Here is a 19,423-nt window from a genome sequence, read left to right as displayed (position 1 = left end):
CCGGGTGAAGCGAGCCGAGACGCGCGAGGACTCGAGGGGCTGCGTTCTCATGTCCCGACCGTACCGCCGGTTCCCCTGCGTGGATCCCGTCTCACGCCCGGAAATCGGTCAAGATGAGGGGTACGGCGTCCGAGAGAGAGGTACGGCATGCCCCAAGGCGAGGTTCTGGAGTTCACCGGAGTCACAAAACAATTCGGTGCGGTTGCGGCTGTCCAGGACTTTTCGGCGCGCGTCGAACCGGGGGTCGTGACCGGATTCCTCGGTCCGAACGGCGCCGGAAAGACCACGACGCTGCGCATCCTGCTCGGGCTCGTCCGTGCGACGAGCGGTCGCGCGACAATCGGCGGTACGGCCTACGCCGACCTGGCCTCACCGTTGCGCTCCGTCGGCGCCGCCCTCGAGGCGGCCAGCTTCCACCCGGGGCGCTCCGCCGCCAACCACCTGAAGGTCTACGCGCAGGCCGCGCGACTGCCGCGCACGCGCGTCGACGAGGTGCTCACGACCGTCGGTCTCGCGGATGTCGCGGGTCGACGCGTCGGCGGATACTCGCTCGGGATGCGTCAACGGTTGGGGCTCGCATTTGCCCTGCTCGGCGATCCCGGGGTGCTCGTGCTGGACGAGCCGACGAACGGCCTGGATCCCGAGGGGATCATCTGGATGCGCGGACTGCTCCGCGAACTCGCCCGCCAGGGGCGCACCGTGCTGGTGTCGTCGCACCTGCTCACCGAGGTGCAGCAGACCGCGGACCGGCTGCTGATCATCTCGAACGGATCCCTCGTCTTCCAGGGGTCCGTCGAAGACCTCGCCGAGCCCGCCGAACAGGCCGTCGTGGTGGACTCGCCCGACCGGCCGGCCCTGGCCGAGGCTCTCGCCGGCGCCGGCATCGCCTTCGAGAACCTGCGGACCGGGGTTTCGGTCCGTGGCGGCGATCCCGCCGACATCGGCGCCATCGCCCTTGCCGCAGGCGTCGCCCTCTCGGGGCTCCAGAAAAAGGGGCCCTCCCTCGAAGAGGTCTTCCTGGAGCTGGTGAACGGATCTCGCGTGCACCCGAGCGCCGCGGCATCGCACACATCCGCTGCTGCAGCCGCTCCCCTGCTCGCGGAGCCGGGCGCCCCAGACGAGGTCGCGGAAGAAGCGGCACCTGAAGTGGTCGCCGAAGAAGTGGTCGCCGAAGAAGCGACGCCCGACGAATCCGTCCCCGACGAGCCCGTAGCGGCGGAAGTAGCTGCTACCGAAGCCGTAGCGAGCGAAACCTCGGACGAGGAGCCCGCCGACGTGGCGCCGACCACCGCTAACTCGGATGAGGACGAGGACGAGGACCAGGACCAGGCCCTGCCGACCTTCGCCCCGGTGTCGTCGTTCGCCGTCGCCGCGACGGGCGTCATCGAGGTCGTGCCCCGAGCATCCGACGATGACGATCCGGACCGGAGTGACGGACGCCCCGACACCGCCACGCACGACGACACAGCCGCGCACGAAGACACAGCCGCGCACGACGAACCCCGCGAGAATGACGACAACGAGGAGCGATCATGAGCCTTGTCGCCGCAACCCGCTCCGAGACAACAAAGGTCTTCTCGACCGTCGGATGGTGGATCCTCGCCATCGTCCTCGTCCTCTACGTCGGCAGCACGGCCGCCGGCCTGGCCTTCGTGTTCGCGGCGTCGGCATCCGGGGACCTGACCGGCGGCGCCGGCACGCCGACCCTTTCCGCCGACGGCCTGGCTCCTGTGCTGTACAGCATCGGCGGATCGATCGGATACGTCTTCCCGCTCCTCATCGGCACGCTCATGGTGACGACGGAGTTCCGCCACCAGACGCTCACGCCGACCCTGCTCGCCACCCCGAAGCGCGGCATGGTGCTGTGGGCGAAGCTCACGGCGGGCGTCATCATCGGGGCCATGTACGGCCTGATCTCGGTGGTCTCGGCCGCTCTCCCGGCAGCGGGGGTTCTGGCCGGCTTCGGGCTCGAGACCGAACTGGGCTCGGGCGACACCTGGGCACTATTCGCCCGCACCCTGCTGGCGCTCATGCTGTGGACCCTCGTCGGCATCGGCGTCGGCACGCTGGTACGCAACCAGGTCGTCGCGATCGTCGTCGTCCTCGCCTTCACACAGTTCGTGGAGCCCATCCTGCGGTTGGCGGGAGGGTTCGTCGACTGGCTCGCCGAGGTCACCCGGTTTCTGCCCGGCGCGGCGAGTGACGCCCTGATCGGGGCCAGCATCTACAACGTGATGGGCGCCGGCGCGAGCGAAGGCCTGGAGTGGTGGCACGGCGGCATCGTCTTGCTCGCCTACGCGCTCATCCTGCTGCTGATCGGGCACATCGCCAGCTGGACGCGCGACGTCACCTGACGCACGTCCGACGCGACGCGACGCGACGCGACGCGACGCCTGAGTTTCAGCCGTCGGATTCGGCGCCGGGCTCCGTGTCGGGGCCCGTTAAGTCGCCCTTGTCCTGGTCACCATCGAGGCGCAGAGCTCGGACGAGCTCGAGGCCGTGGCGCGTCGTGACGAGCAGGCGCTCGTAGTGCTCGTGACCCTCGAGGTCGATGACGACACTGGGCCGCCGACCCCGGATGACGGCGAAGTCCCGTCCTGAGCCGGTCTTCCACGTGCCGATTGCCATGACACTCGGCACCGTCGTGGCGGGGCTCGGAACACCCCGCAGCCAGATCCACGCGTCGTCGGTGAGCATGACCTTGGCGATCTGCTCGCGAAGGACCTGAATATTCCCCCGCCGGAATCCCACGGCCCGCTCGACGGGAGACAGCACGACCTCGAGTCGTTCCGAGTCGAGGAGCAGCGTCACCATGTCTCTAGTCTGTCAGCGGGAGCGACCGCTCGACGGTCGCTTTGCTCACAGTGCAGCAACGATCACGGCGCGCCGGATGAGGTCAGCGCGCCGGGGCGACGGCGGTCGCGGCGGCGCGGGCGGCCGTCGGCAGCGCGTCCACAATGCGCCCGAGGGCCGCGTCATCATGCGCAGCGGTGAGGAACCAGGCCTCGTAGACGCTGGGCGGCAGGGCCACACCGGCGTCGAGCATGGCGTGGAAGAAGTCCGGGTATCGCCAGGCATCCTGAGCGTGCACCGTGTCGTCATCGTGGGGGGCCAGCGGCGTGAACGCGACACCGAACAGGCTCCCGGCGCGTGGGACGGAGTGCGCGACGCCCGCGTCGCTCAGGGCAGCGGTCAGCGCATCGGCGACGACGGATGCCGCGGCATCCACCCGCGCGTAGACCTCGGGCGTCGCTGCGCGCAGCGTCGCGAGCCCGGCCGCGACCGACAGCGGGTTACCCGACAGAGTCCCCGCCTGATACACCGGGCCGGTGGGGGCGAGCATCTGCATGACATCGGCGCGACCCCCGAGAGCGGCGAGCGGCATACCGCCGCCGACGACCTTGCCGAAGGTGAAGAGATCGGGCGTATAGGTCTCGCCCGCGTCCTGCTGCAGACCCCAGTATCCGGCGGGGTGGACGCGGAACCCGGTCAGCACCTCGTCGATGATGAGGAGCGCGCCATGGGCGTGAACGATGGCGCTGAGCTCGGCGTTGTAACCGGGCAGAGGCGCGACGACGCCCATATTGGCTGCCGCGGCCTCGACGATGACGGCGGCGATGCGGTCACCGTGTACCGCGAAGACCTCGCGCACGGCGTCCAGATCGTTGTACGGAATGACGAGCGTCTGCGCGGCGATCGGGGCCGGGACGCCCGCCGAGCCCGGCAGACCCAGGGTCGCGAGGCCCGATCCGGCGGACGCCAGCAGCCCGTCGGAATGACCGTGGTAGTGCCCGGCGAACTTGACCAGCAGATCGCGGCCGGTGGCTCCGCGGGCGAGACGGATGGCCGTCATCGTCGCCTCGGTGCCCGTCGAGACCAGACGCACGCGCTCCACCGGGCGGTGCTCGCCGACACTCACGCGCGCGGCGATGAGCTCTGCCAACTCGACCTCGGCCTCGGTCGGCGCACCGAACGAGAGTCCGCGGCCCGCGGCATCCCGCACCGCCTGCACGACCTCGGGAGCGGCGTGGCCGAGTAGAGCCGGGCCCCACGACGCGACAAGATCGACGTACTCGCGACCGGTCGCGTCGGTGATGTAGGCCCCACGCGCCGATGCCATGAACCGCGGCGCCCCGCCCACCGAACCGTAGGCCCGAACCGGCGAGTTGACGCCGCCGGGAATCACCGAGCGGGCGCGGTCGAACAGACGGGCATTGCGATCATCCATGATTCAATTCTCGCCGGTCACGTCAGGTCCGCGCTCATATGATGTCGTCGCGCAGCCAACCGGCAGCTTCGATGGCGGCGTAGGTCAGGATCGCTCCCGCGCCGGCTCGACGGATGGCGAGCAGCGCCTCCATCGTTGCGCCGCGGCCGTCGATCCATCCGTTGGCTGCCGCCGCCGCGATCATGGCGTACTCGCCCGAGACCTGGTAGGCCCAGACGGGAACATCCACCGCGGCGCGAACCGAAGCGAGCACGTCGAGGTAGGGCAGCGCGGGCTTGACCATCACGATGTCGGCGCCCTCTTCGACATCGATGATCGCCTCGCGCACGCCCTCGCGCGCATTGCCGGGGTCCAGCTGGTATGTGCGGCGGTCGCCCTTCAGCTGCGAGTCCACGGCCTCGCGGAACGGGCCGTAGAACGAGCCCGCATACTTCGCGGCGTAGGCGAGCAGCGTCGTGTCCGAGAATCCCGCCGCGTCCAGTCCGGCGCGAACGGCCGCGACCTGGCCGTCCATCATGCCGGAGAGCCCCAGCATCTCTGAGCCCGCACGGGCCTGCGCGAGGGCCATGGAGACGTAGCGTTCGAGCGTGGCATCGTTGTCGACACCACCCTGGGCATCGAGCACACCGCAGTGACCGTGGTCGGTGAACTCGTCGAGGCACAGGTCGGTCTGCACAACGATCGCGTCACCCACCTCTTCCACAACGGCGCGCGTCGCGACGTTGAGGATGCCGTTGTCATCGTCGGCGCCCGAGCCCACCGCATCGCGGGTCTCGGGAACCCCGAACAGCATGATGCCGCCGATTCCCGCCGAGGCCGCGCCGACCGCGGCGGCGCGCAACGAATCGAGGGTGTGCTGGACGACCCCCGGCATGGATTCGATCGCCCGGGCCTCATCGATGCCTTCGCGCACGAAGACCGGCAGGATCAGTTGCTCCGGGGCGAGGTGCGTCTCGCGGACGAGGCGTCGCATCGCGGGCGACTGGCGGGTGCGGCGGGGGCGACGTTCGGGAAAGCTCACGGTGAGAACTCGTCGGCGGCGTGCGGCAAGGCGAGCCGCGAGACCGCGTCGATCAGGGCAGAGACGGTCTGCTGTTCCGCCACGACGTCGACGTCGAGCCCCGCGCGACGCGCGTCCTTCGCCGTGCGCGGACCGATCGCGGCGATGACGGTGCCCGCGGGGATCTCCGGAAACTGCAGGTGGACCTGCTCTGCCACCGATCCACTCGTCACGAGAATCGCGTTGATGCGGCCATTGGCGACATCGTGCGCGATGCGCTCAGTCACGGGTACACCGATCGTCCGATACGCCACGACGCTGCGGACGTGGTGCCCTGCCTCGCTCAGACGGCGGGTCAGGACGGGCTTCGCGATCTCGCTTCGGAGCGTCAGGATGCGCCGCGGTTCCGGCTCGAGGGCGATCAGCTGGTCGGCCATCCCCGCGGCCGAGTTGTCCTGCGTCGGAACGAGGTCGACCCGATAACCCACGGCCTGCAGGGCGGCTGCCGTCGTCTCGCCGACGGCAGCAACACGCGTCGTCACGGGGATGCTCACGCGGTGGGCGTACAGGACGTCGACGGTGGTGGCGCTGGTGACCGTGAGCCAGTCGAACTGGCCCGCGATCAGATCTTCGAGAGCCGCATCGAGGGATGCCTGGTCGCTGGTCGGAGCGAAGTTGATCAGTGGCGCCACGACGGGAGTCGCCCCCTGCGATCGCAAGCTCGCGGCGACACCATCACCCCAGGGTCCCCCGCGGGGGACGAGGACACGCCACCCGGTGAGGGGCTTCACCGCTTTCGCGGGACGCTCGGCTGCTGAATTCATGTGGAAAACTCTCGTGACACCAAGTCGGCTGCCCCACCATCAAGGAGCCGACGTGCGATCGCAGACCCGATCAGCGCTGCTCGCACGGTCGGGTCCGCGCTGTCGGCGGCGTTCGCGCCATCGCCGCCGCCCGTTTTTCGAATATACCCCTTAGCCAGGGGCTCAGCGTGATCGAGCCCGACCCTGTGCGAACCGTCGACCGCGTACACGACGGCACGTACACGCACGTTCTCGTCGGTGACGCTCGCGTGAACACCGACCGGAGCGTGGCACCCGGCCTCGATGCCCGCCAGGATCGAGCGCTCGATCGTCACCGCGAACCGGGTGGCGGGGTCTTCGAGCGGAGCGATGGCCGCGAGGATGTCTGGCGAAGCATCCGCTCGCACCTCGATCGCCAGGGCGCCCTGCCCCGCTGCCGTCGGCCATTCCGCCAGCCCGAGCGGCTCGAGGAGGAGGCCGTCGGCCGAGCCGCTGCCCCACACGGCCTCGCCGCTGTCCGACGCGATGAGTCCGAGTCGCGTCAGCCCGGCTGCGGCCAGCACGACGCCGTCGAGCTCTTCGTCGCGCACGCGAGCAAGGCGCGAATCCACGTTTCCGCGAAGCTCCGCGACGCGCACGCGCGGCGCCCGACGGCGCAACTGCGCCTGACGGCGGGGGGATCCGGTACCGATCGTCGCCGCGACGTTCTCTCCCGTGCCGAAGTCCGCGAGCAGGGTGCCACGGGTGACCGAGACGTCGCGCGGGTCGGCGCGGCGCGGTGTCGCCGCGATCCGCAGACCCGGCGCCTCGGCTGTCGGAAGGTCTTTCAGCGAATGGACGAGCAGATCGCACTCACCGGCGAGGAGCGCCTCACGCAGTCGCGTCGCGAAGACGCCCGTGCCGCCGAGCTGCGCCAGCGGGGCACGCGTGACATCTCCCTCGGAAACGATTGGCACGAGTTCGACCGGCACCCCGGTCGCTGCGGTGATCGCTTCGGCGACATGTCCGGACTGCGCAAGAGCGAGGGCGCTGCGCCGGGTCCCCAGTCTGAGCGTTCCGGCGGTCACGCTGAAGCCGTCACTGCAGAACGCGTCACTGCAGAACCTCGGGCACCTCGCTGAGCAGCAAGCGACGACCCGTGTAGAAGGGCACCTCTTCACGAACGTGCATGCGCGCCTCGGTCGAGCGGAGGTCACGCATCAGGTCCACGAGCTCAACGACATCGTCCGCCTCGAGCGGCAGCAGCCATTCGTAATCACCGAGCGCGAACGACGCGACGGTGTTCGCCAGCACTCCGGTGAACGCCGCACCCTGGCGGCCGTGCTCGGCCAGCATCCGCCGCCGGTCGGCCTCGGGCAGCAGGTACCACTCGTAGCTCCGGACGAACGGGTACAGGCAGAGCCAGCCCTTCGGCTCGATACCACGCAGGAATCCGGGCACGTGCGCGCGATTGAACTCCGCGTCACGGTGGACACCCATCGCGTTCCAGCTCGGAAGGAGGTTGCGGAGCAGCTCCGTGCGTCGGAGGCGCCGCAGATCCCGCTGCAGATCTTCCGCGTTGTCGCCGTGCAGCCAGACCATCAGGTCGGCGTCGGCACGCATCCCGCTCACGTCGTAGAAGCCGCGCACCGTGACGCCGCCCTCTTCGATGAGCGCGACGATGTCTTCGAGCTCGGTCTCGTCGACCGCGACGACGGGCCGATCGGGATCACGTCGCCAGACAGCCCACAGCGTAAAGCCCGAGGGATGCTCGGTTGCTGTGTCGTCGGCGGGCGTGGACGAGTGCGCGTGACTCTCGGTCATACTCCCCAGTCTCACCCAGCGCTTCGGATCGGCCAAACCTGGCCGATCAGCCCTGCACCGATCAGCGGCGCGGCGCCGTATACAGGCGCACGCCCTCCCAAACGGCCAGCCCGACGACCGCGGCCACGCCGACAGCGACGGCGGCCGCCTGCAGGGGGCGGGTTTTCGCGAAAGCTCGTGCGCGGTGCACTGCCCGATCCGTCACGCGCGCCGCGCGCTTGGGGAGGTTCGCCTTCTCCTCGATTGCCGCGAGCGCAGCCTTCAGCTCGGCCCGCGCCTGGGCAACCGGGTCGCCGAGCTGCGGCACGAGGGTCCGCGGCATCGGCACGAGAAGGCTGTCGGGACGCGGCGAGCTATGGGGACGAGGCTGGCGCGCCATGCCCGAACCTGTGGGGTCAGAACTCATCGCGTACCTCCCGGACGATGTCGAAGTCCTCTTTCACAGCGCCGATGGGACTCTGTCGCCGTGAAGCTCGCTTGAATCGGGCGATGCCGAGCAGCACCAGAATCGCGACCACGACGAGCAGGCCCGCACCGATCACCAGCGCCGACAGCCACACCGGCCACACCGTCGCCAGCCCCGCGACGGCCGCGGTGCCGAAGACGGGAATCGTCCAGAACAGAACGGCGAGGGCGACGACGAGCCATCCCGCGCCGATCCCGTAGTCCTTGGCAGTCTTGGCGAGCCACGACTTCGCCTGGTCGACCTCGGCGATGACCAGGTTGCGGACGAGTTCGGGAACGTCACCGACGAGCGTCAACAGAGAGTCGTCGGCGCGGTCTCGCATACCTCGGGGGGATGCCACGGTCAGCTCTTTTTGGCGCCGTCGGGGGACGCGTCGTCGATCTTCTTCTCGATGTTCGAGACGGACCGCTCGGCAGCCTTGGCCACGTCTTCCGAGCCGTCCTTGCCGGCCTTGATCGCCGCGTCGAGTCGCTGACCCGGGGTGGCGTCCTTGCCCTGCACCGCGCGGGTCACCTTGACGGCGCCGTTCCACACTGCGCCGGGGATCGCCATCGCGGTGGAAGTCGTGAAGTCCTTGGCGCGGTCGACCTGCTTCTGCACGGGGTCGAGGTTCCACACCTTGAGGGCTTGTTCCTTGATCTGTTCGTACCGCTCACGTCCCGCGCGGGTTCCGAGGACGTACCCCGCCGCCAAGCCGATCACGAGTCCCACTTTGCCCTTCATAGGGATCTCCTCACACTCGTGCTACGTCGTTTAGATCTTCGGTCCGAGTCTTTAGGTTAGTCCCGTATGCCAATTTCGGCATCCGGGTTGACATCATGGCCGTCGGTCCCACAAAAGGGCGGTGCGCACGCGCTCGCTTTCGGTCAGCGCGTCGGGGACGACCTGCGCCAGCCCCGTTCCCGAAACCCACGCGCCGACGACCCCGAGGCCCGGCATCGCGACGATGTGGGCGCGGGCCGCCGCGGTCTGCGCCTCACGACCGATGACCGATGCCGGCTGGCTCTGCGTGTAGCGCTCGCGGTGCGCGCCGACGAGATGACTCTTATCGAGCGGAACGCCGAGAAGAGCGGATGCCTCTGTCAGCGCAAGCGCGGCGGTCTCATCGTCCGTCAGCCCGGCGGTCGCGGCGGGTTCACCCTGGCTGCCGAACGACACGCGGACCACGTGGCGGTGCGGTGCGAGCCCCCGGGCGGCTTCGGCGAGCCAGGCCCACTTCGCGGTCGCGTGGGTAAGGGCCTTGGCGGTGTACGAACCGGGCACGGTGAGTACGCCCGAGCCGCGGGGCGCTGCGTCCAGTGCCGCTGCGTCGAGAACGAGCGAGACGACCTCGATCTCGGGCGCGACGCCCGGGTCTGCCGACGCGCCGAGGCCGGTGTCGTCCGATGCGTCATTCGCCGGGGCGTCGAGGTCCGGAACGGACGGACGCAACAGGGCCCGCGCCATCCGTTCCTCCGTCGCGACGATCACGGCGTCCGCCGCGAGGGTGCCCGTTTCGTCGCCGAGGGTGCCCGTTTCCGGCGCCAGGGTGCCCGTTCCGCCGCCGAGGGTGCCCTCGATCTCGACCTGCCACCCGTCCGGGGTCCGCGTCAGCGCCGCAGCGGGCGTGTCCGTCCGTACGGTCACACCCAGCTCATCGAGGCGGGCGAGCAGGGCATCGACAATGCGCTGCACCCCTCCGCGGATTCCCTCGACCGCTCCCCCGGGCGCCTTGGTCGCGCGCTCGGCGCTGAGGACCGAAACGGCACCGCTCAGCGATCCCGTGCGGGTGAGCGCGGCATTCAGGCCGGGCGCCGCGAGATCAACGTCGATATCGGCCGGGCGGGCCGAGTACACTCCCTGCACGACCGGGGCGACGAGTCGGTCGAGCACACGCGATCCCATCCGCGTCGACACCAGGGCACCGAGGCTGTGGGTGTGGCCGATCGTCAGGACCGGGCGCAGACGATCCAGATATGCCCGCCAGGCGCCGCTCCAGCCGATGATGCGGCGAACGTCCGGGTCGAACGGGTTCGCCGGGATGCCGAGCACTCCGCCCGCCGGGAGGGGTGCGGCGCCACCCGGCACACCGGGAATCCCGCCCAGCCACGCACGACCGCCGCTCGGCGCGACGACCTCAGACCCGAGACCCAGCTCGTCGATCAGACGACGCACGTGCCCGCCGCGCGTGGCGTAGCTCTCCGCCCCCACATCGAGCGTCAGCCCGCCGACGTCCGCCGTGCGAATCGCCCCACCGACGCGCGACGACGCCTCGAGGACCGTGACATCCATCCCGATCCGCGCGCACTCCCAGGCCGCGACGAGGCCCGCGATCCCGCCGCCGATGACGACGACCCGCGTATCGCGGGCCCGTTCGATCAGTTCGGCCGAGAACGGCGCCGAAGAGTCTGGGCTCACACGTTCTCCTCGTGGACGAGGCGCACGATGCGGGTGAGCACATCGGGGTCGGTGTCGGGGGTGACGCCATGGCCCAGGTTGAGGACGTGGGCGCGAGCCGCGCGTCCACGCTCGAGCACGTCGCGGACATGGGCCTCGAGCACGGGCCACGGCGCCTGCAGCAGCGCCGGGTCGATGTTGCCCTGCACGGTGACGTCGGGGCCGAGCACGCGAGCGGCGTCGTCGAGGGTCGTGCGCCAGTCGACGCCGACCGCGTCGGCCAGGCCGTCGAGGCGCATGTCGTCGAGGATCGGGCCGGTGCCGACGCCGAAGTGGATGATCGGAACGCGGCCGGCGACGGCGGACACGGCCGTGCGCGAGTGGGGAGCGGCGAACGCGCGGTAGTCGGCACGCGAGAGCGAACCCGCCCACGAGTCGAAGAGCTGGACGGCGGATGCTCCGGCGCGGACCTGCACGTCGAGGAACACCCCGGCGACCCGGCCGAGCCAGTCGGCGAGTGCGTGCCACGAGGCGGGGTCCGCGTGCATCATGGCGCGCGCCCGCAGGTGCTCCTTCGACGGGCCGCCCTCGACGAGGTACGCGGCCAGCGTGAAGGGCGCGCCCGCGAAACCGATCAGCGGCGTCGAACCCAGCTCTTCCGTGACCCGTCCGATGGCTTCGATGACGGATCCGGATGCCTCGGCCACCTCGGCCGGATCGATCGCCGTCAGGCGGGCGACATCCGCGGCGCTTCGCACCGGGTTCGCGAAGACCGGGCCGCGACCCGGTTCGATCTCGACCTCCACACCAGCGAGACGCAGGGGTACAACGATGTCGCTGAAGAAGATCGCGGCGTCGACGTGGTGGCGCCGGACCGGCTGGAGGGTGATCTCAGAGGCCAGTTCGGGGTCAAGGCACGCATCCAGCATCCGTGTTCCGACGCGCAGTTCGCGGTACTCCGGCAGCGACCGTCCCGCCTGACGCATGAACCAGACCGGCGCGCGGTCGGGTCGGTCGCCCCGGAGGGCGCGCAGCAGCGGGGCGTCGGAAAGTTGCATGGCTCCATCCTCCCCCGCACCCCGGGGTTCGGGCGAACTCCGGGCGCGCGGGCAGTGGGGGTGCACACGGAAGGTAAGCTGGATAGGTGCTGCTGTGTATCTCGGCGAGTCACAAGACCGCCGCATTCGATCTACTCGAGCGGCTCAGCGTACACACGACCGATATCGCTCCCCTCATCGCGGAGCACGACTCGTGCGTCCGCGGAGCCGTCGTGCTGGCGACGTGCAACCGCTTCGAGGCGTACGTCGACATGGACGAGCCCGTCACCGCGGCCGGTCCCGTCGGCGTAGAAGCCGTTCTGCTCGCCGCCGAAGCAGCCACGGGCGTCAGCGCTTCCGAGTTCGAGGGTTCGTACCGCGTGGTCACGGGTCCGGATGTCGCAGAGCACCTTTTCGCCGTTGCGTCGGGGCTCGAATCGGTCGTCGTCGGTGAGGGCGAGATCGCGGGTCAGGTGCGCCGAGCGCTGACCGACGCGCGCCGCCAGGGCACCACCTCGGGTGAGCTCGAGCGTCTTTTCCAGCGCGCGAGCGAGGCACAGCGCGGCGTGAAGAACGCCACCGCGATCGGTCGGGCCGGGCGCTCGCTCGTCCGCCTCTCGCTCGAGCTGGCCGACAGCCGCGTTGCGGACTGGACCGAGCTCGATGTCCTCCTCGTCGGAACCGGAGCGTACGCGGCTGCCACTCTGGCCGCGCTCCGCGACCACGGCGCCGAGCGCATCACGGTGTTCTCCCCTTCCGGTCGCGCACAGGTCTTCGCCGCCAAGCACGGCATCGCATCCATCGACGACGCGGGCTATGCGCGCGCCGCGGCATCCGCCGACCTCGTCATCACCTGCACGAGCGTGGACCACCACGTCCTCGATGCGGCACTGCTGCAGCGCGGGCGCGCCGAACTCTCGGGCGAGCTGCGCCGCATCACCCCGGCCGGTGCTGCGGAGTGCCCCGTGCCCCACGCGGCAGGCGCGCGACGCCTCGTGATCGATCTCGGGCTTCCGCGCAACGTCGACCCCGATGTCGTGACCGTCCCGGGCGTCGACCTGCTCGACCTTGAGACCGTGCGGCTGCACGCCCCGCTCGAAGAGCTACAGGCGACCGCCGAGGCACGCGAGATCGTGCGGGATGCCGCCCAGAAGTTCGCGCTCGCGGGTCGCCGCCAGAGCCTCGCGCCCGCTGTCGTCGCCCTCCGCGAACACGCGTTCGCGGTGCTGGAAGACGAGATCGCGCGCGTGCGGGCACGCGGAGACGAAGACGGTCGTACCGAACAGGCGATGCGCCACCTGGTCGGCCGGCTGCTGCACGTGCCCACGACCCGCGCCCAGGACCTCGCGGCCCGAGGACGCGCGGACGATTACGTCGCGGCTCTCGGCACCCTATTCGGCATCGACGTCGGCGCGCAGGATTCCACGGCGCAGGATGCTACAGCGCTGCGAGACTCCGCTGCCGTCGCCGACGGCGCCGCCTGACCCGTGACCGACACCACGCCCGGGTCGCCCGGGTCGCTGGCGCGCGATGTCTACCGGGTCACGGGTGAAGACCGGCAGCTCAGCCCCGTCGCGCGCGGTGTGCGGTGGGTCGGCACCCTGGTCGCCGGGTTGGTCGATGTCGGTGACGCTCCGGCGTTGAGCGACATCGTCATCACCTGGGTCGAGGGCGGCGGTGAGGTTCGACGCATCCGGGAGTCCTCGGTCGTCGATTTCGAGAAGACGATGCGGGCCATCGCCGCCGACCTCGAAACCCTGAGCCCCGAGGCTTTCGCCGAGGCCTGGCTTCCGGCCTGATTGCCTCGGCCGCCGCAGCACTCGCCCCAAGTGGGGCAGGTTAGGCGCTGTGGGGCAGGTTCCCCCCTGCCCCACAGCCCGCAATCTGCCCCACTTCGCCACATCGGGCCGTTCGCACGCCGATGTGGGGTGCGAAACTGATCGCATGACGCTGCACATCACGGGCGACGCCGCCGCCGACCGCCTTCTGAGCGATGATCCCCTGGCCCTGCTGATCGGGATGCTGCTGGACCAGCAGGTCGCGATGGAGACGGCCTTCGCCGGGCCGCTCAAGATCCAGGAGCGGGTCGGGTCGGTCGACGCCGCGACCCTGGCACACTACGACCCCGACCAGCTCGCCGAGGAGTTCAAGAAGACTCCGGCCGTGCACCGATACCCCGGGTCGATGGCCGGTCGGGTGCAGTCGCTCTGCACCGCGATCGAGGACGACTGGGGCGTAGATGCCTCTGCCCTCTGGACCCGCGACGCCCCCGACGGCCGCGAGGTCCTGAAGCGCCTCAAGGCCCTGCCCGGATTCGGTGAGCAGAAGGCGAAGATCTTCCTCGCGCTGCTCGGCAAGCAGTACGGGTACACGGGGGACGGATGGCGCGAGGCATCCGCTCCCTACGGCGAGGACGGTTCGTTCCGCAGCGTCGCCGACATCGTCAGCCCCGAGTCGCTGCTGAAAGTGCGAGAGCACAAGCAGGCGATGAAGGCCGCGGCGAAGAAGGCCTGACGCGCGCCCGACACCGGACGCGGGGTGCACCTCGTCCCGTTGTTCGCCGAGACCGCCCGTTAGCGCCGAGGCCGCCGCCTATTCACCGCGAACAACCAGCGGCCTCGGCAACAACTGGCCGTCTCGGCGAGGGATGGGGCACCGGACGCCGAGGCCCCCAGCGCGTCATTGGGTTCCCGCGAACGCACGACTTGTGCGCGAATGCACGACTTGGGAACCGCACGTAGGCCGTGCACTCGCGCCGAAGTCGTTCACTCGGCGAAGAGGGCTTGCGCAGGGGCGCGAGGCTGCCGGTTAGTGCCGAGCGGGCCCCTTGTTCACCGCGGACAACAGGCGGGCTCGACAACAACCGGCGCGCTCGGCGAAGAGGCGGGACGGCGCAATCGGGTGAGCCGCGGGTTCAGGCGCCCTTCAGGCGCTCCGCGAGATAGGCGTGTACCTCATCGAGCGGCACGCGCTCCTGGGCCATCGTGTCGCGGTCGCGCACGGTGACGGCGCGGTCTTCGAGCGAGTCGAAGTCGACCGTGATGCAGAACGGGGTTCCGATCTCGTCCTGGCGGCGGTAGCGGCGACCGATCGCGCCGGCGTCGTCGAAGTCGATGTTCCAGTCGCCCCGCAGGTCGGCGGCGAGCTCGCGAGCGATGGGCGAGAGCTGCTCGTTGCGCGACAGCGGCAGCACCGCGACCTTGATCGGAGCGAGGCGCGGGTCAAGGCCCAGCACCGTGCGGGTGTCGGTTCCGCCCTTGGCGTTCGGCACCTGCTCTTCGCGGTAGGAGTCGACGAGGAACGCCATCATCGCGCGCGTCAGGCCGAACGACGGCTCGATCACGTAAGGCGTGTAACGCTCGCCCGTCGCCTGGTCGAAGTACGACAGGCTCTGCCCGGATGCCTCGCTGTGGCTCGTGAGGTCGTAGTCGGTGCGGTTGGCCACGCCCATCAGCTCGCCCCATTGCTTGCCCGGGAAGCCGAACGCGTACTCGACATCGATCGTGCCGGCGGAGTAGTGCGCCCGGTCGTCCTTGGGCACGTCATAGCGGCGCATGTTGGCGGGGTCGATGCCCAGATCGATGAACCAGTCCCAGCACGCCTCGACCCAGTGCTCGAACCACTCCTGCGCCTCGGCCGGGGGCGTGAAGAACTCGATCTCCATCTGCTCGAACTCGCGGGTGCGGAAGATGAAGTTGCCGGGCGTGATCTCGTTGCGGAACGACTTGCCGACCTGCCCGATACCGAACGGCGGCTTCTTGCGCGATGCCGTGAGCACGTTGGTGAAGTTCACGAAGATGCCCTGCGCTGTCTCCGGGCGCAGGTACGCCAGCCCCGATTCGTCGTCGACAACACCCAGATACGCCTTGATCAGGCCCGAGAAGGCCTTCGGCTCGGTGTACTGACCCTTCGTGCCGCAGTTCGGGCACGGCACATCCGCCAGCCCGTTCTCGGCCGCACGACCCTTGCGGGCCTCGAAATCCTCGATCAGGTTGTCGGCGCGAAAGCGCTTGTGGCAGTGCAGGCACTCCACGAGCGGGTCGGTGAACGTCGCGACGTGACCGGATGCCTCCCACACACGCTTGGGCAGGATGATCGACGAGTCGAGCCCGACCATGTCGCCCCGGCCGCGCACGAACGTCTGCCACCACTGGCGGCGGATGTTCTCTTTGAGCTCGGTTCCGAGGGGCCCGTAGTCCCAGGCCGAACGCGAGCCGCCGTAGATCTCACCGGCCTGGAAGACGAACCCGCGGTGGCGGGCGAGGGCGATGACCTTATCGAGGCGGGACTGTTCGGCCATGGTGGCTCCAATGGTCGGGGTGGTGACGGGGCAGGTGGGCGCACGAAGCGCGAGATCACGGGCGCGGCGGGGCTGTCATCACTGGAGCGGCAGAGCCGCGGCATCCTGCCTCGATCTTAGTCCGGGGCGCTCTGTCAGGCCGCCGGTTCGCCCGCCCACACGTCGACGGGCGGGAATAGCATCGGAGCATGAGCGAGCGCGTGTTCGATGTCGTTGTGATCGGTGCGGGGCCCGTCGGCGAGAACGTCGCCGATCGAGCCGTGCAGGGCGGGCTCACCGCCGCAATCGTCGAGGGCGAGTTGGTCGGCGGCGAGTGTTCGTACTGGGCGTGTATGCCGACCAAGGCTCTGCTGCGGCCGGGTGCCGCGCTGCGGGCGGCGCGGAGCGTCCCGGGTGCACGTGAGGCGTTCGGCGCTCCCCTCGATGCCGAGGCTGCGCTGCACTTCCGCGACAAGGCGACGTCGGGATGGGATGACGCGGGCCAGGTGTCGTGGCTGGACAGTGCGGGCATCACCCTCGTCCGCGGACACGGGCGGATCGCCGGTGCGCGCCGCGTCGAGGTGACGACCCCGGATGGCTCGGTCGAGACCCTCGTCGCACGCCACGCGGTTGCGGTCTGCACGGGCACGTCCGCGGTCATCCCCGACATCCCGGGACTCGCGGATGCGTCGCCCTGGACCAACCGCGAAGCCGCGGCCGTGCAGGTCGTACCGGATCGGCTCGTCATCGTCGGGGGCGGGGTCGTCGCCTCCGAGTTCGCCACGGGATTCTCGAGCCTCGGCTCGCATGTCACCATGCTCGTCCGCGGCGATGCGCTGCTCGCGGCGAACGAACCGTTTGCCGGCGAACTCGTGCTCGACGCACTGCGCGAAGAAGGCGTCGACGTTCGCACCGGGACTTCTGCGACGCGCATCGAACGGACGGCGGATGGCTCGCTCACCATCTCGCTCGGCGACGCCCCCGACGCCGAAGAACTGCACGCCGACGAGATCCTGATCGCCACGGGTCGCCACCCTCGGACAGACGACATCGGGCTCGACTCGGTCGGCCTGGAGGCCGGCCGCTCGCTGGAAACCGACGACACCCTGCGCGTGTTGGGTGCGAACGGGACGCCCGTCGGCACCGAGGACGACGACCCGGGCTGGCTCTACGCGGTGGGCGACGTCAATGGCCGGGTGCTGCTGACGCACCAGGGCAAGTACCAAGCGCGTGCCGCGGGTGACGTCATCGCGGCCCGTGCCCTGGGACAACCCGTCGACGACGCCCCCTGGGGCCGCCACGTCGCCACCGCGGATCACACCGCCGTGCCCCAGGTCGTCTTCACCGAGCCCGAGGTCGCCGCGGTCGGCATCACCACCGCTCAGGCCGAGCGCGAGGGCCGAGAGGTGAAGGTCGTCGACTACGACCTGCACAACATCGCCGGCGCCTCGGTCACCGCGCAGGGCTACACGGGTCGCGCGCGCCTGATCGTCGACCCCTCGACGCGCACGGTGGTGGGCGCAACCTTCGTCGGGGCGGGAGTTGCAGACCTGTTGCACTCGGCGACGATCGCCGTCGTCGGCGAGGTTCCGATCGAACGCCTGTGGCACGCGGTGCCCTCGTACCCGACGCTCAGCGAGGTGTGGCTGCGCCTGCTCGAGGCCCTCGGCCGCGACACGGCCTAACCGCCGAAACCACACCAGTCGGCGACCCAGGCGAGGACCTCACCCTTGACCTCGGCCGACGCCGCGACCTCGACAACGCCCGTGACTCCATCCACCTCGACGGTCGCATCGAAGATCGTGCCGCGCTTGTCCTCCATCACGGCGTGCGGATCGCAGCGCAGCGGCACGAGGGGCACTCGAACCTGCTGGGGCGAGCCCGAACCGCCGATCTCGGCGTCCACGACGAACGGCGCCGCGCCCGCCGCGTCGAACATGAGCAGCGGGGTCGTCTCGACGGTCTCTACGAGCGCCGCGCCCCCACCGCCCGAGGGGGCGATCTCGAGCGTCAGGTGCGCCGGCGCCGGGGCATCCGACGGCTCGAATCCGGACCACGACATCACCGCGACATCCGCAAGGCGCTCGCGCAGGCACTCTTTCTGGTGCAGCAGCGGGATGAACGCGAGCGGGTCGGGGATGGATGCCTCGGCGATCGAGGCCCGTCCGTTCACCTCGTACTCCAGCTCGATCGTCGCCGCATCGGCCTCAGCGTCCGCGTCGCACACGACAGGCGGCAGGGCGATCCGGATGTCGAGGGTGCGCCCAGAAGCGACCTGCGCGCGCTTGTCGCGCACGATGGGCGCCTCGAACCGCGGGTCGACGATCTCGAGCCCCGTGATCACCAGATCGTCCTCGCCCGCGTTCACCAACCGGACCTGGGCGGCGCGATCGATGACATCCGAGCGCAGCTGAATCAGCTCGACGCTGACTCCCGGCGGCAGGGCCCCCGGCCGCGGATCGGACGGAGCGCAGGCCGTCAGCGCGAGCCCAGTCGCCAGCACGGCGACGAGCAAAGCACCCAGACGAGCACCCTTCGACACGCTCAGGGAGCGGGAGGGCACAACCCTCATTTCGAGCCGTTGGTCGCCACGTGCTCGGCGAACAGACCGGGCCACGCCATGATCCCGTAGGGCGTCCGCGCGATGACGATCCGGCTCTCGGGGATCAGCTCGTGGAGCTTGTTCGCCGTCTTGACCGGATGCGTCCGATCACCGGTCCACGCGAGGATCAGCGTCGGCACGTCGATGCGCGCGATGTCCCGCCGGTCGGGCAGATCGGTCGAGGCCGCCCCGCGCATGATCGTCGGGAGCAGCTTCTCGCTGATCGAGGGCCGCGTCTCGGGCATGTCGGCAAGAGCCGGCGGGACGGGCGCCGTGCTGCCCGCCTCGACGAACGCGCTGATGCCGTGCTGCTCGACGAGGTCGGCGTTCTGCAGATACGTTGCGGCCTGGGCGCGGCGACTGCCCCACGCGGTCGGCGGCACCACGAGCGTCAGGCTCGCGAACCGCTTGGGTTTGCGCACGGCGGCGTGCAGCAGCGTGCCCGTGCCCATCGAGGGCCCGATTCCGTGCACCTTCTCGCCCGGCGCGACGTGATCGAGCAGTGTCAACAGGTCGCGCGCCAGTCGATCCCAGCGGTAGCTCGACGGATTCTTCTTGCCCGTCGACCCGCCGTGCCCGCGCGCGTCATACCTCAGCACGCGGTGGTCGCGGAGTGCGCGGCCGAGATCCAGCCCCAACTGGGCGTCACGCACGCGGCTCGACGTCAAACCGTGCAGTTGAACCACGAGGGGGCCGCTGTCGCCCGTGATGTCGTAGTCGAGCGTGGCACCCCCGACGTCGAGTGTGGGCACGAAACCTCCGGTTGCAGGCGGGAGTCACAGGCGCGAGATATTCGCCCCCTAGGTGCGTGGGTCAGATCCTTCCGTTA

At 69.9% G+C, this 19,423-nt stretch carries 20 protein-coding genes; 6 read left to right on the top strand and 14 right to left on the bottom strand.

All coding sequences use genetic code 11. The features are described from left to right. Positions 1–147 precede the first annotated feature (147 nt). On the top strand, positions 148–1,536 hold the full coding sequence (locus MIC448_RS05910; RefSeq protein WP_081766208.1) for an ABC transporter ATP-binding protein: 1,389 nt from the start codon (positions 148–150) through the stop codon (positions 1,534–1,536). Further along, positions 1,533–2,354, top strand: coding sequence for an ABC transporter permease (locus MIC448_RS05905; RefSeq protein ID WP_036297307.1), 822 nt, complete (start codon positions 1,533–1,535; stop codon positions 2,352–2,354). The genes MIC448_RS05910 and MIC448_RS05905 overlap by 4 nt, the downstream gene beginning before the upstream one ends. A 46-nt stretch (positions 2,355–2,400) precedes the next feature. Here the strand turns inward: MIC448_RS05905 and MIC448_RS05900 are convergent, their stop codons facing one another. The 11 genes from MIC448_RS05900 to hemE all read right to left on the bottom strand — a co-directional run bounded on the left by MIC448_RS05900 (position 2,401) and on the right by hemE (position 11,734). Further along, positions 2,401–2,814: a hypothetical protein gene (locus tag MIC448_RS05900; RefSeq protein ID WP_051513215.1), complete on the bottom strand. Its 414-nt coding sequence runs from the start codon at positions 2,812–2,814 to the stop codon at positions 2,401–2,403. Positions 2,815–2,896: 82 nt separating this feature from the next. Continuing rightward, positions 2,897–4,228, bottom strand: coding sequence for a glutamate-1-semialdehyde 2,1-aminomutase (hemL, locus tag MIC448_RS05895; RefSeq protein WP_036297305.1), 1,332 nt, complete (start codon positions 4,226–4,228; stop codon positions 2,897–2,899). A 34-nt stretch (positions 4,229–4,262) separates the two neighbouring features. Continuing rightward, entirely contained in the window at positions 4,263–5,249 is a 987-nt protein-coding gene (gene hemB / locus MIC448_RS05890) for a porphobilinogen synthase (RefSeq protein ID WP_036297303.1), read from the bottom strand. Next, complete coding sequence (locus MIC448_RS05885; RefSeq protein WP_036297301.1) at positions 5,246–6,052, bottom strand: uroporphyrinogen-III synthase; 807 nt, start codon at positions 6,050–6,052, stop codon at positions 5,246–5,248. The genes hemB and MIC448_RS05885 overlap by 4 nt, the downstream gene beginning before the upstream one ends. Further along, positions 6,049–7,098: a hydroxymethylbilane synthase gene (gene hemC / locus MIC448_RS05880; protein WP_036297299.1), complete on the bottom strand. Its 1,050-nt coding sequence runs from the start codon at positions 7,096–7,098 to the stop codon at positions 6,049–6,051. The genes MIC448_RS05885 and hemC overlap by 4 nt, the downstream gene beginning before the upstream one ends. Positions 7,099–7,123: 25 nt before the next feature. Then, on the bottom strand, positions 7,124–7,834 hold the full coding sequence (gene hemQ / locus MIC448_RS05875) for a hydrogen peroxide-dependent heme synthase (protein WP_036297297.1): 711 nt from the start codon (positions 7,832–7,834) through the stop codon (positions 7,124–7,126). A 61-nt stretch (positions 7,835–7,895) separates the two neighbouring features. Continuing rightward, positions 7,896–8,240: a hypothetical protein gene (locus tag MIC448_RS05870; RefSeq protein WP_306342088.1), complete on the bottom strand. Its 345-nt coding sequence runs from the start codon at positions 8,238–8,240 to the stop codon at positions 7,896–7,898. Beyond that, positions 8,230–8,640, bottom strand: a complete 411-nt coding sequence (locus tag MIC448_RS05865) for a phage holin family protein (protein WP_036297293.1) — start codon at positions 8,638–8,640, stop codon at positions 8,230–8,232. The genes MIC448_RS05870 and MIC448_RS05865 overlap by 11 nt, the downstream gene beginning before the upstream one ends. Positions 8,641–8,642: 2 nt before the next feature. Continuing rightward, positions 8,643–9,023, bottom strand: coding sequence for a hypothetical protein (locus MIC448_RS05860; RefSeq protein ID WP_036297291.1), 381 nt, complete (start codon positions 9,021–9,023; stop codon positions 8,643–8,645). A 93-nt stretch (positions 9,024–9,116) separates the two neighbouring features. Then, entirely contained in the window at positions 9,117–10,697 is a 1,581-nt protein-coding gene (locus MIC448_RS05855) for an NAD(P)/FAD-dependent oxidoreductase (RefSeq protein ID WP_036297289.1), read from the bottom strand. Further along, positions 10,694–11,734, bottom strand: a complete 1,041-nt coding sequence (gene hemE, locus MIC448_RS05850) for a uroporphyrinogen decarboxylase (protein WP_036297287.1) — start codon at positions 11,732–11,734, stop codon at positions 10,694–10,696. Before hemE ends, MIC448_RS05855 begins: the two co-directional genes overlap by 4 nt. A gap of 86 nt (positions 11,735–11,820) precedes the next feature. Here hemE and MIC448_RS05845 point away from each other — a divergent pair, with 86 nt between their 5' ends. From MIC448_RS05845 to MIC448_RS05835, 3 genes are all read left to right on the top strand, one after another. Further along, positions 11,821–13,197, top strand: a complete 1,377-nt coding sequence (locus MIC448_RS05845) for a glutamyl-tRNA reductase (protein ID WP_036297285.1) — start codon at positions 11,821–11,823, stop codon at positions 13,195–13,197. 3 nt (positions 13,198–13,200) lie between these two features. Next, entirely contained in the window at positions 13,201–13,512 is a 312-nt protein-coding gene (locus MIC448_RS05840; RefSeq protein ID WP_036297283.1) for a hypothetical protein, read from the top strand. A 145-nt stretch (positions 13,513–13,657) separates the two neighbouring features. Continuing rightward, complete coding sequence (locus MIC448_RS05835; RefSeq protein ID WP_036297281.1) at positions 13,658–14,227, top strand: HhH-GPD-type base excision DNA repair protein; 570 nt, start codon at positions 13,658–13,660, stop codon at positions 14,225–14,227. A 400-nt stretch (positions 14,228–14,627) separates the two neighbouring features. Here MIC448_RS05835 and MIC448_RS05830 read toward each other — a convergent pair whose 3' ends face one another. Further along, the gene (locus MIC448_RS05830; protein WP_036297279.1) at positions 14,628–16,013 is read right to left on the bottom strand and encodes a glycine--tRNA ligase; all 1,386 of its coding nucleotides are present in this window, start codon (positions 16,011–16,013) and stop codon (positions 14,628–14,630) included. 188 nt (positions 16,014–16,201) lie between these two features. Between MIC448_RS05830 and MIC448_RS05825 the strand changes: the two genes are divergently transcribed. After that, on the top strand, positions 16,202–17,677 hold the full coding sequence (locus MIC448_RS05825; protein WP_036297277.1) for an NAD(P)/FAD-dependent oxidoreductase: 1,476 nt from the start codon (positions 16,202–16,204) through the stop codon (positions 17,675–17,677). Here MIC448_RS05825 and MIC448_RS05820 read toward each other — a convergent pair. Both MIC448_RS05820 and MIC448_RS05815 read right to left on the bottom strand, forming a co-directional pair. Further along, complete coding sequence (locus MIC448_RS05820; RefSeq protein WP_144237989.1) at positions 17,674–18,555, bottom strand: hypothetical protein; 882 nt, start codon at positions 18,553–18,555, stop codon at positions 17,674–17,676. The genes MIC448_RS05825 and MIC448_RS05820 overlap by 4 nt on opposite strands. Before the next feature lie 5 nt (positions 18,556–18,560). After that, positions 18,561–19,346, bottom strand: a complete 786-nt coding sequence (locus MIC448_RS05815) for an alpha/beta fold hydrolase (protein ID WP_036297275.1) — start codon at positions 19,344–19,346, stop codon at positions 18,561–18,563. Positions 19,347–19,423 lie beyond the last annotated feature (77 nt).

Origin of the sequence: Microbacterium sp. C448, from assembly GCF_000582705.2 — a bacterium.
In the GTDB taxonomy this organism is placed as follows: Bacteria; Actinomycetota; Actinomycetes; order Actinomycetales; family Microbacteriaceae; genus Microbacterium; species Microbacterium lacus_A.
Note: the sequence above shows the minus strand (reverse complement) of the source record. Positions and strands in the feature narration are given on the sequence as shown.

What these genes read in the sequence shown, in the direction of transcription:
- MIC448_RS05860 (WP_036297291.1), bottom strand. Translation starts at nt 9,023, where the DNA reads ATGAAGGGCAAAGTGGGACTCGTGATCGGCTTGGCGGCGGGGTACGTC.
- MIC448_RS05830 (WP_036297279.1), bottom strand. Translation starts at nt 16,013, where the DNA reads ATGGCCGAACAGTCCCGCCTCGATAAGGTCATCGCCCTCGCCCGCCAC.
- MIC448_RS05910 (WP_081766208.1), top strand. Translation starts at nt 148, where the DNA reads ATGCCCCAAGGCGAGGTTCTGGAGTTCACCGGAGTCACAAAACAATTC.
- MIC448_RS05900 (WP_051513215.1), bottom strand. Translation starts at nt 2,814, where the DNA reads ATGGTGACGCTGCTCCTCGACTCGGAACGACTCGAGGTCGTGCTGTCT.
- MIC448_RS05825 (WP_036297277.1), top strand. Translation starts at nt 16,202, where the DNA reads ATGAGCGAGCGCGTGTTCGATGTCGTTGTGATCGGTGCGGGGCCCGTC.
- MIC448_RS05835 (WP_036297281.1), top strand. Translation starts at nt 13,658, where the DNA reads ATGACGCTGCACATCACGGGCGACGCCGCCGCCGACCGCCTTCTGAGC.
- hemQ (WP_036297297.1), bottom strand. Translation starts at nt 7,834, where the DNA reads ATGACCGAGAGTCACGCGCACTCGTCCACGCCCGCCGACGACACAGCA.
- MIC448_RS05905 (WP_036297307.1), top strand. Translation starts at nt 1,533, where the DNA reads ATGAGCCTTGTCGCCGCAACCCGCTCCGAGACAACAAAGGTCTTCTCG.
- hemL (WP_036297305.1), bottom strand. Translation starts at nt 4,228, where the DNA reads ATGGATGATCGCAATGCCCGTCTGTTCGACCGCGCCCGCTCGGTGATT.
- hemE (WP_036297287.1), bottom strand. Translation starts at nt 11,734, where the DNA reads ATGCAACTTTCCGACGCCCCGCTGCTGCGCGCCCTCCGGGGCGACCGA.
- MIC448_RS05885 (WP_036297301.1), bottom strand. Translation starts at nt 6,052, where the DNA reads ATGAATTCAGCAGCCGAGCGTCCCGCGAAAGCGGTGAAGCCCCTCACC.
- MIC448_RS05870 (WP_306342088.1), bottom strand. Translation starts at nt 8,240, where the DNA reads ATGAGTTCTGACCCCACAGGTTCGGGCATGGCGCGCCAGCCTCGTCCC.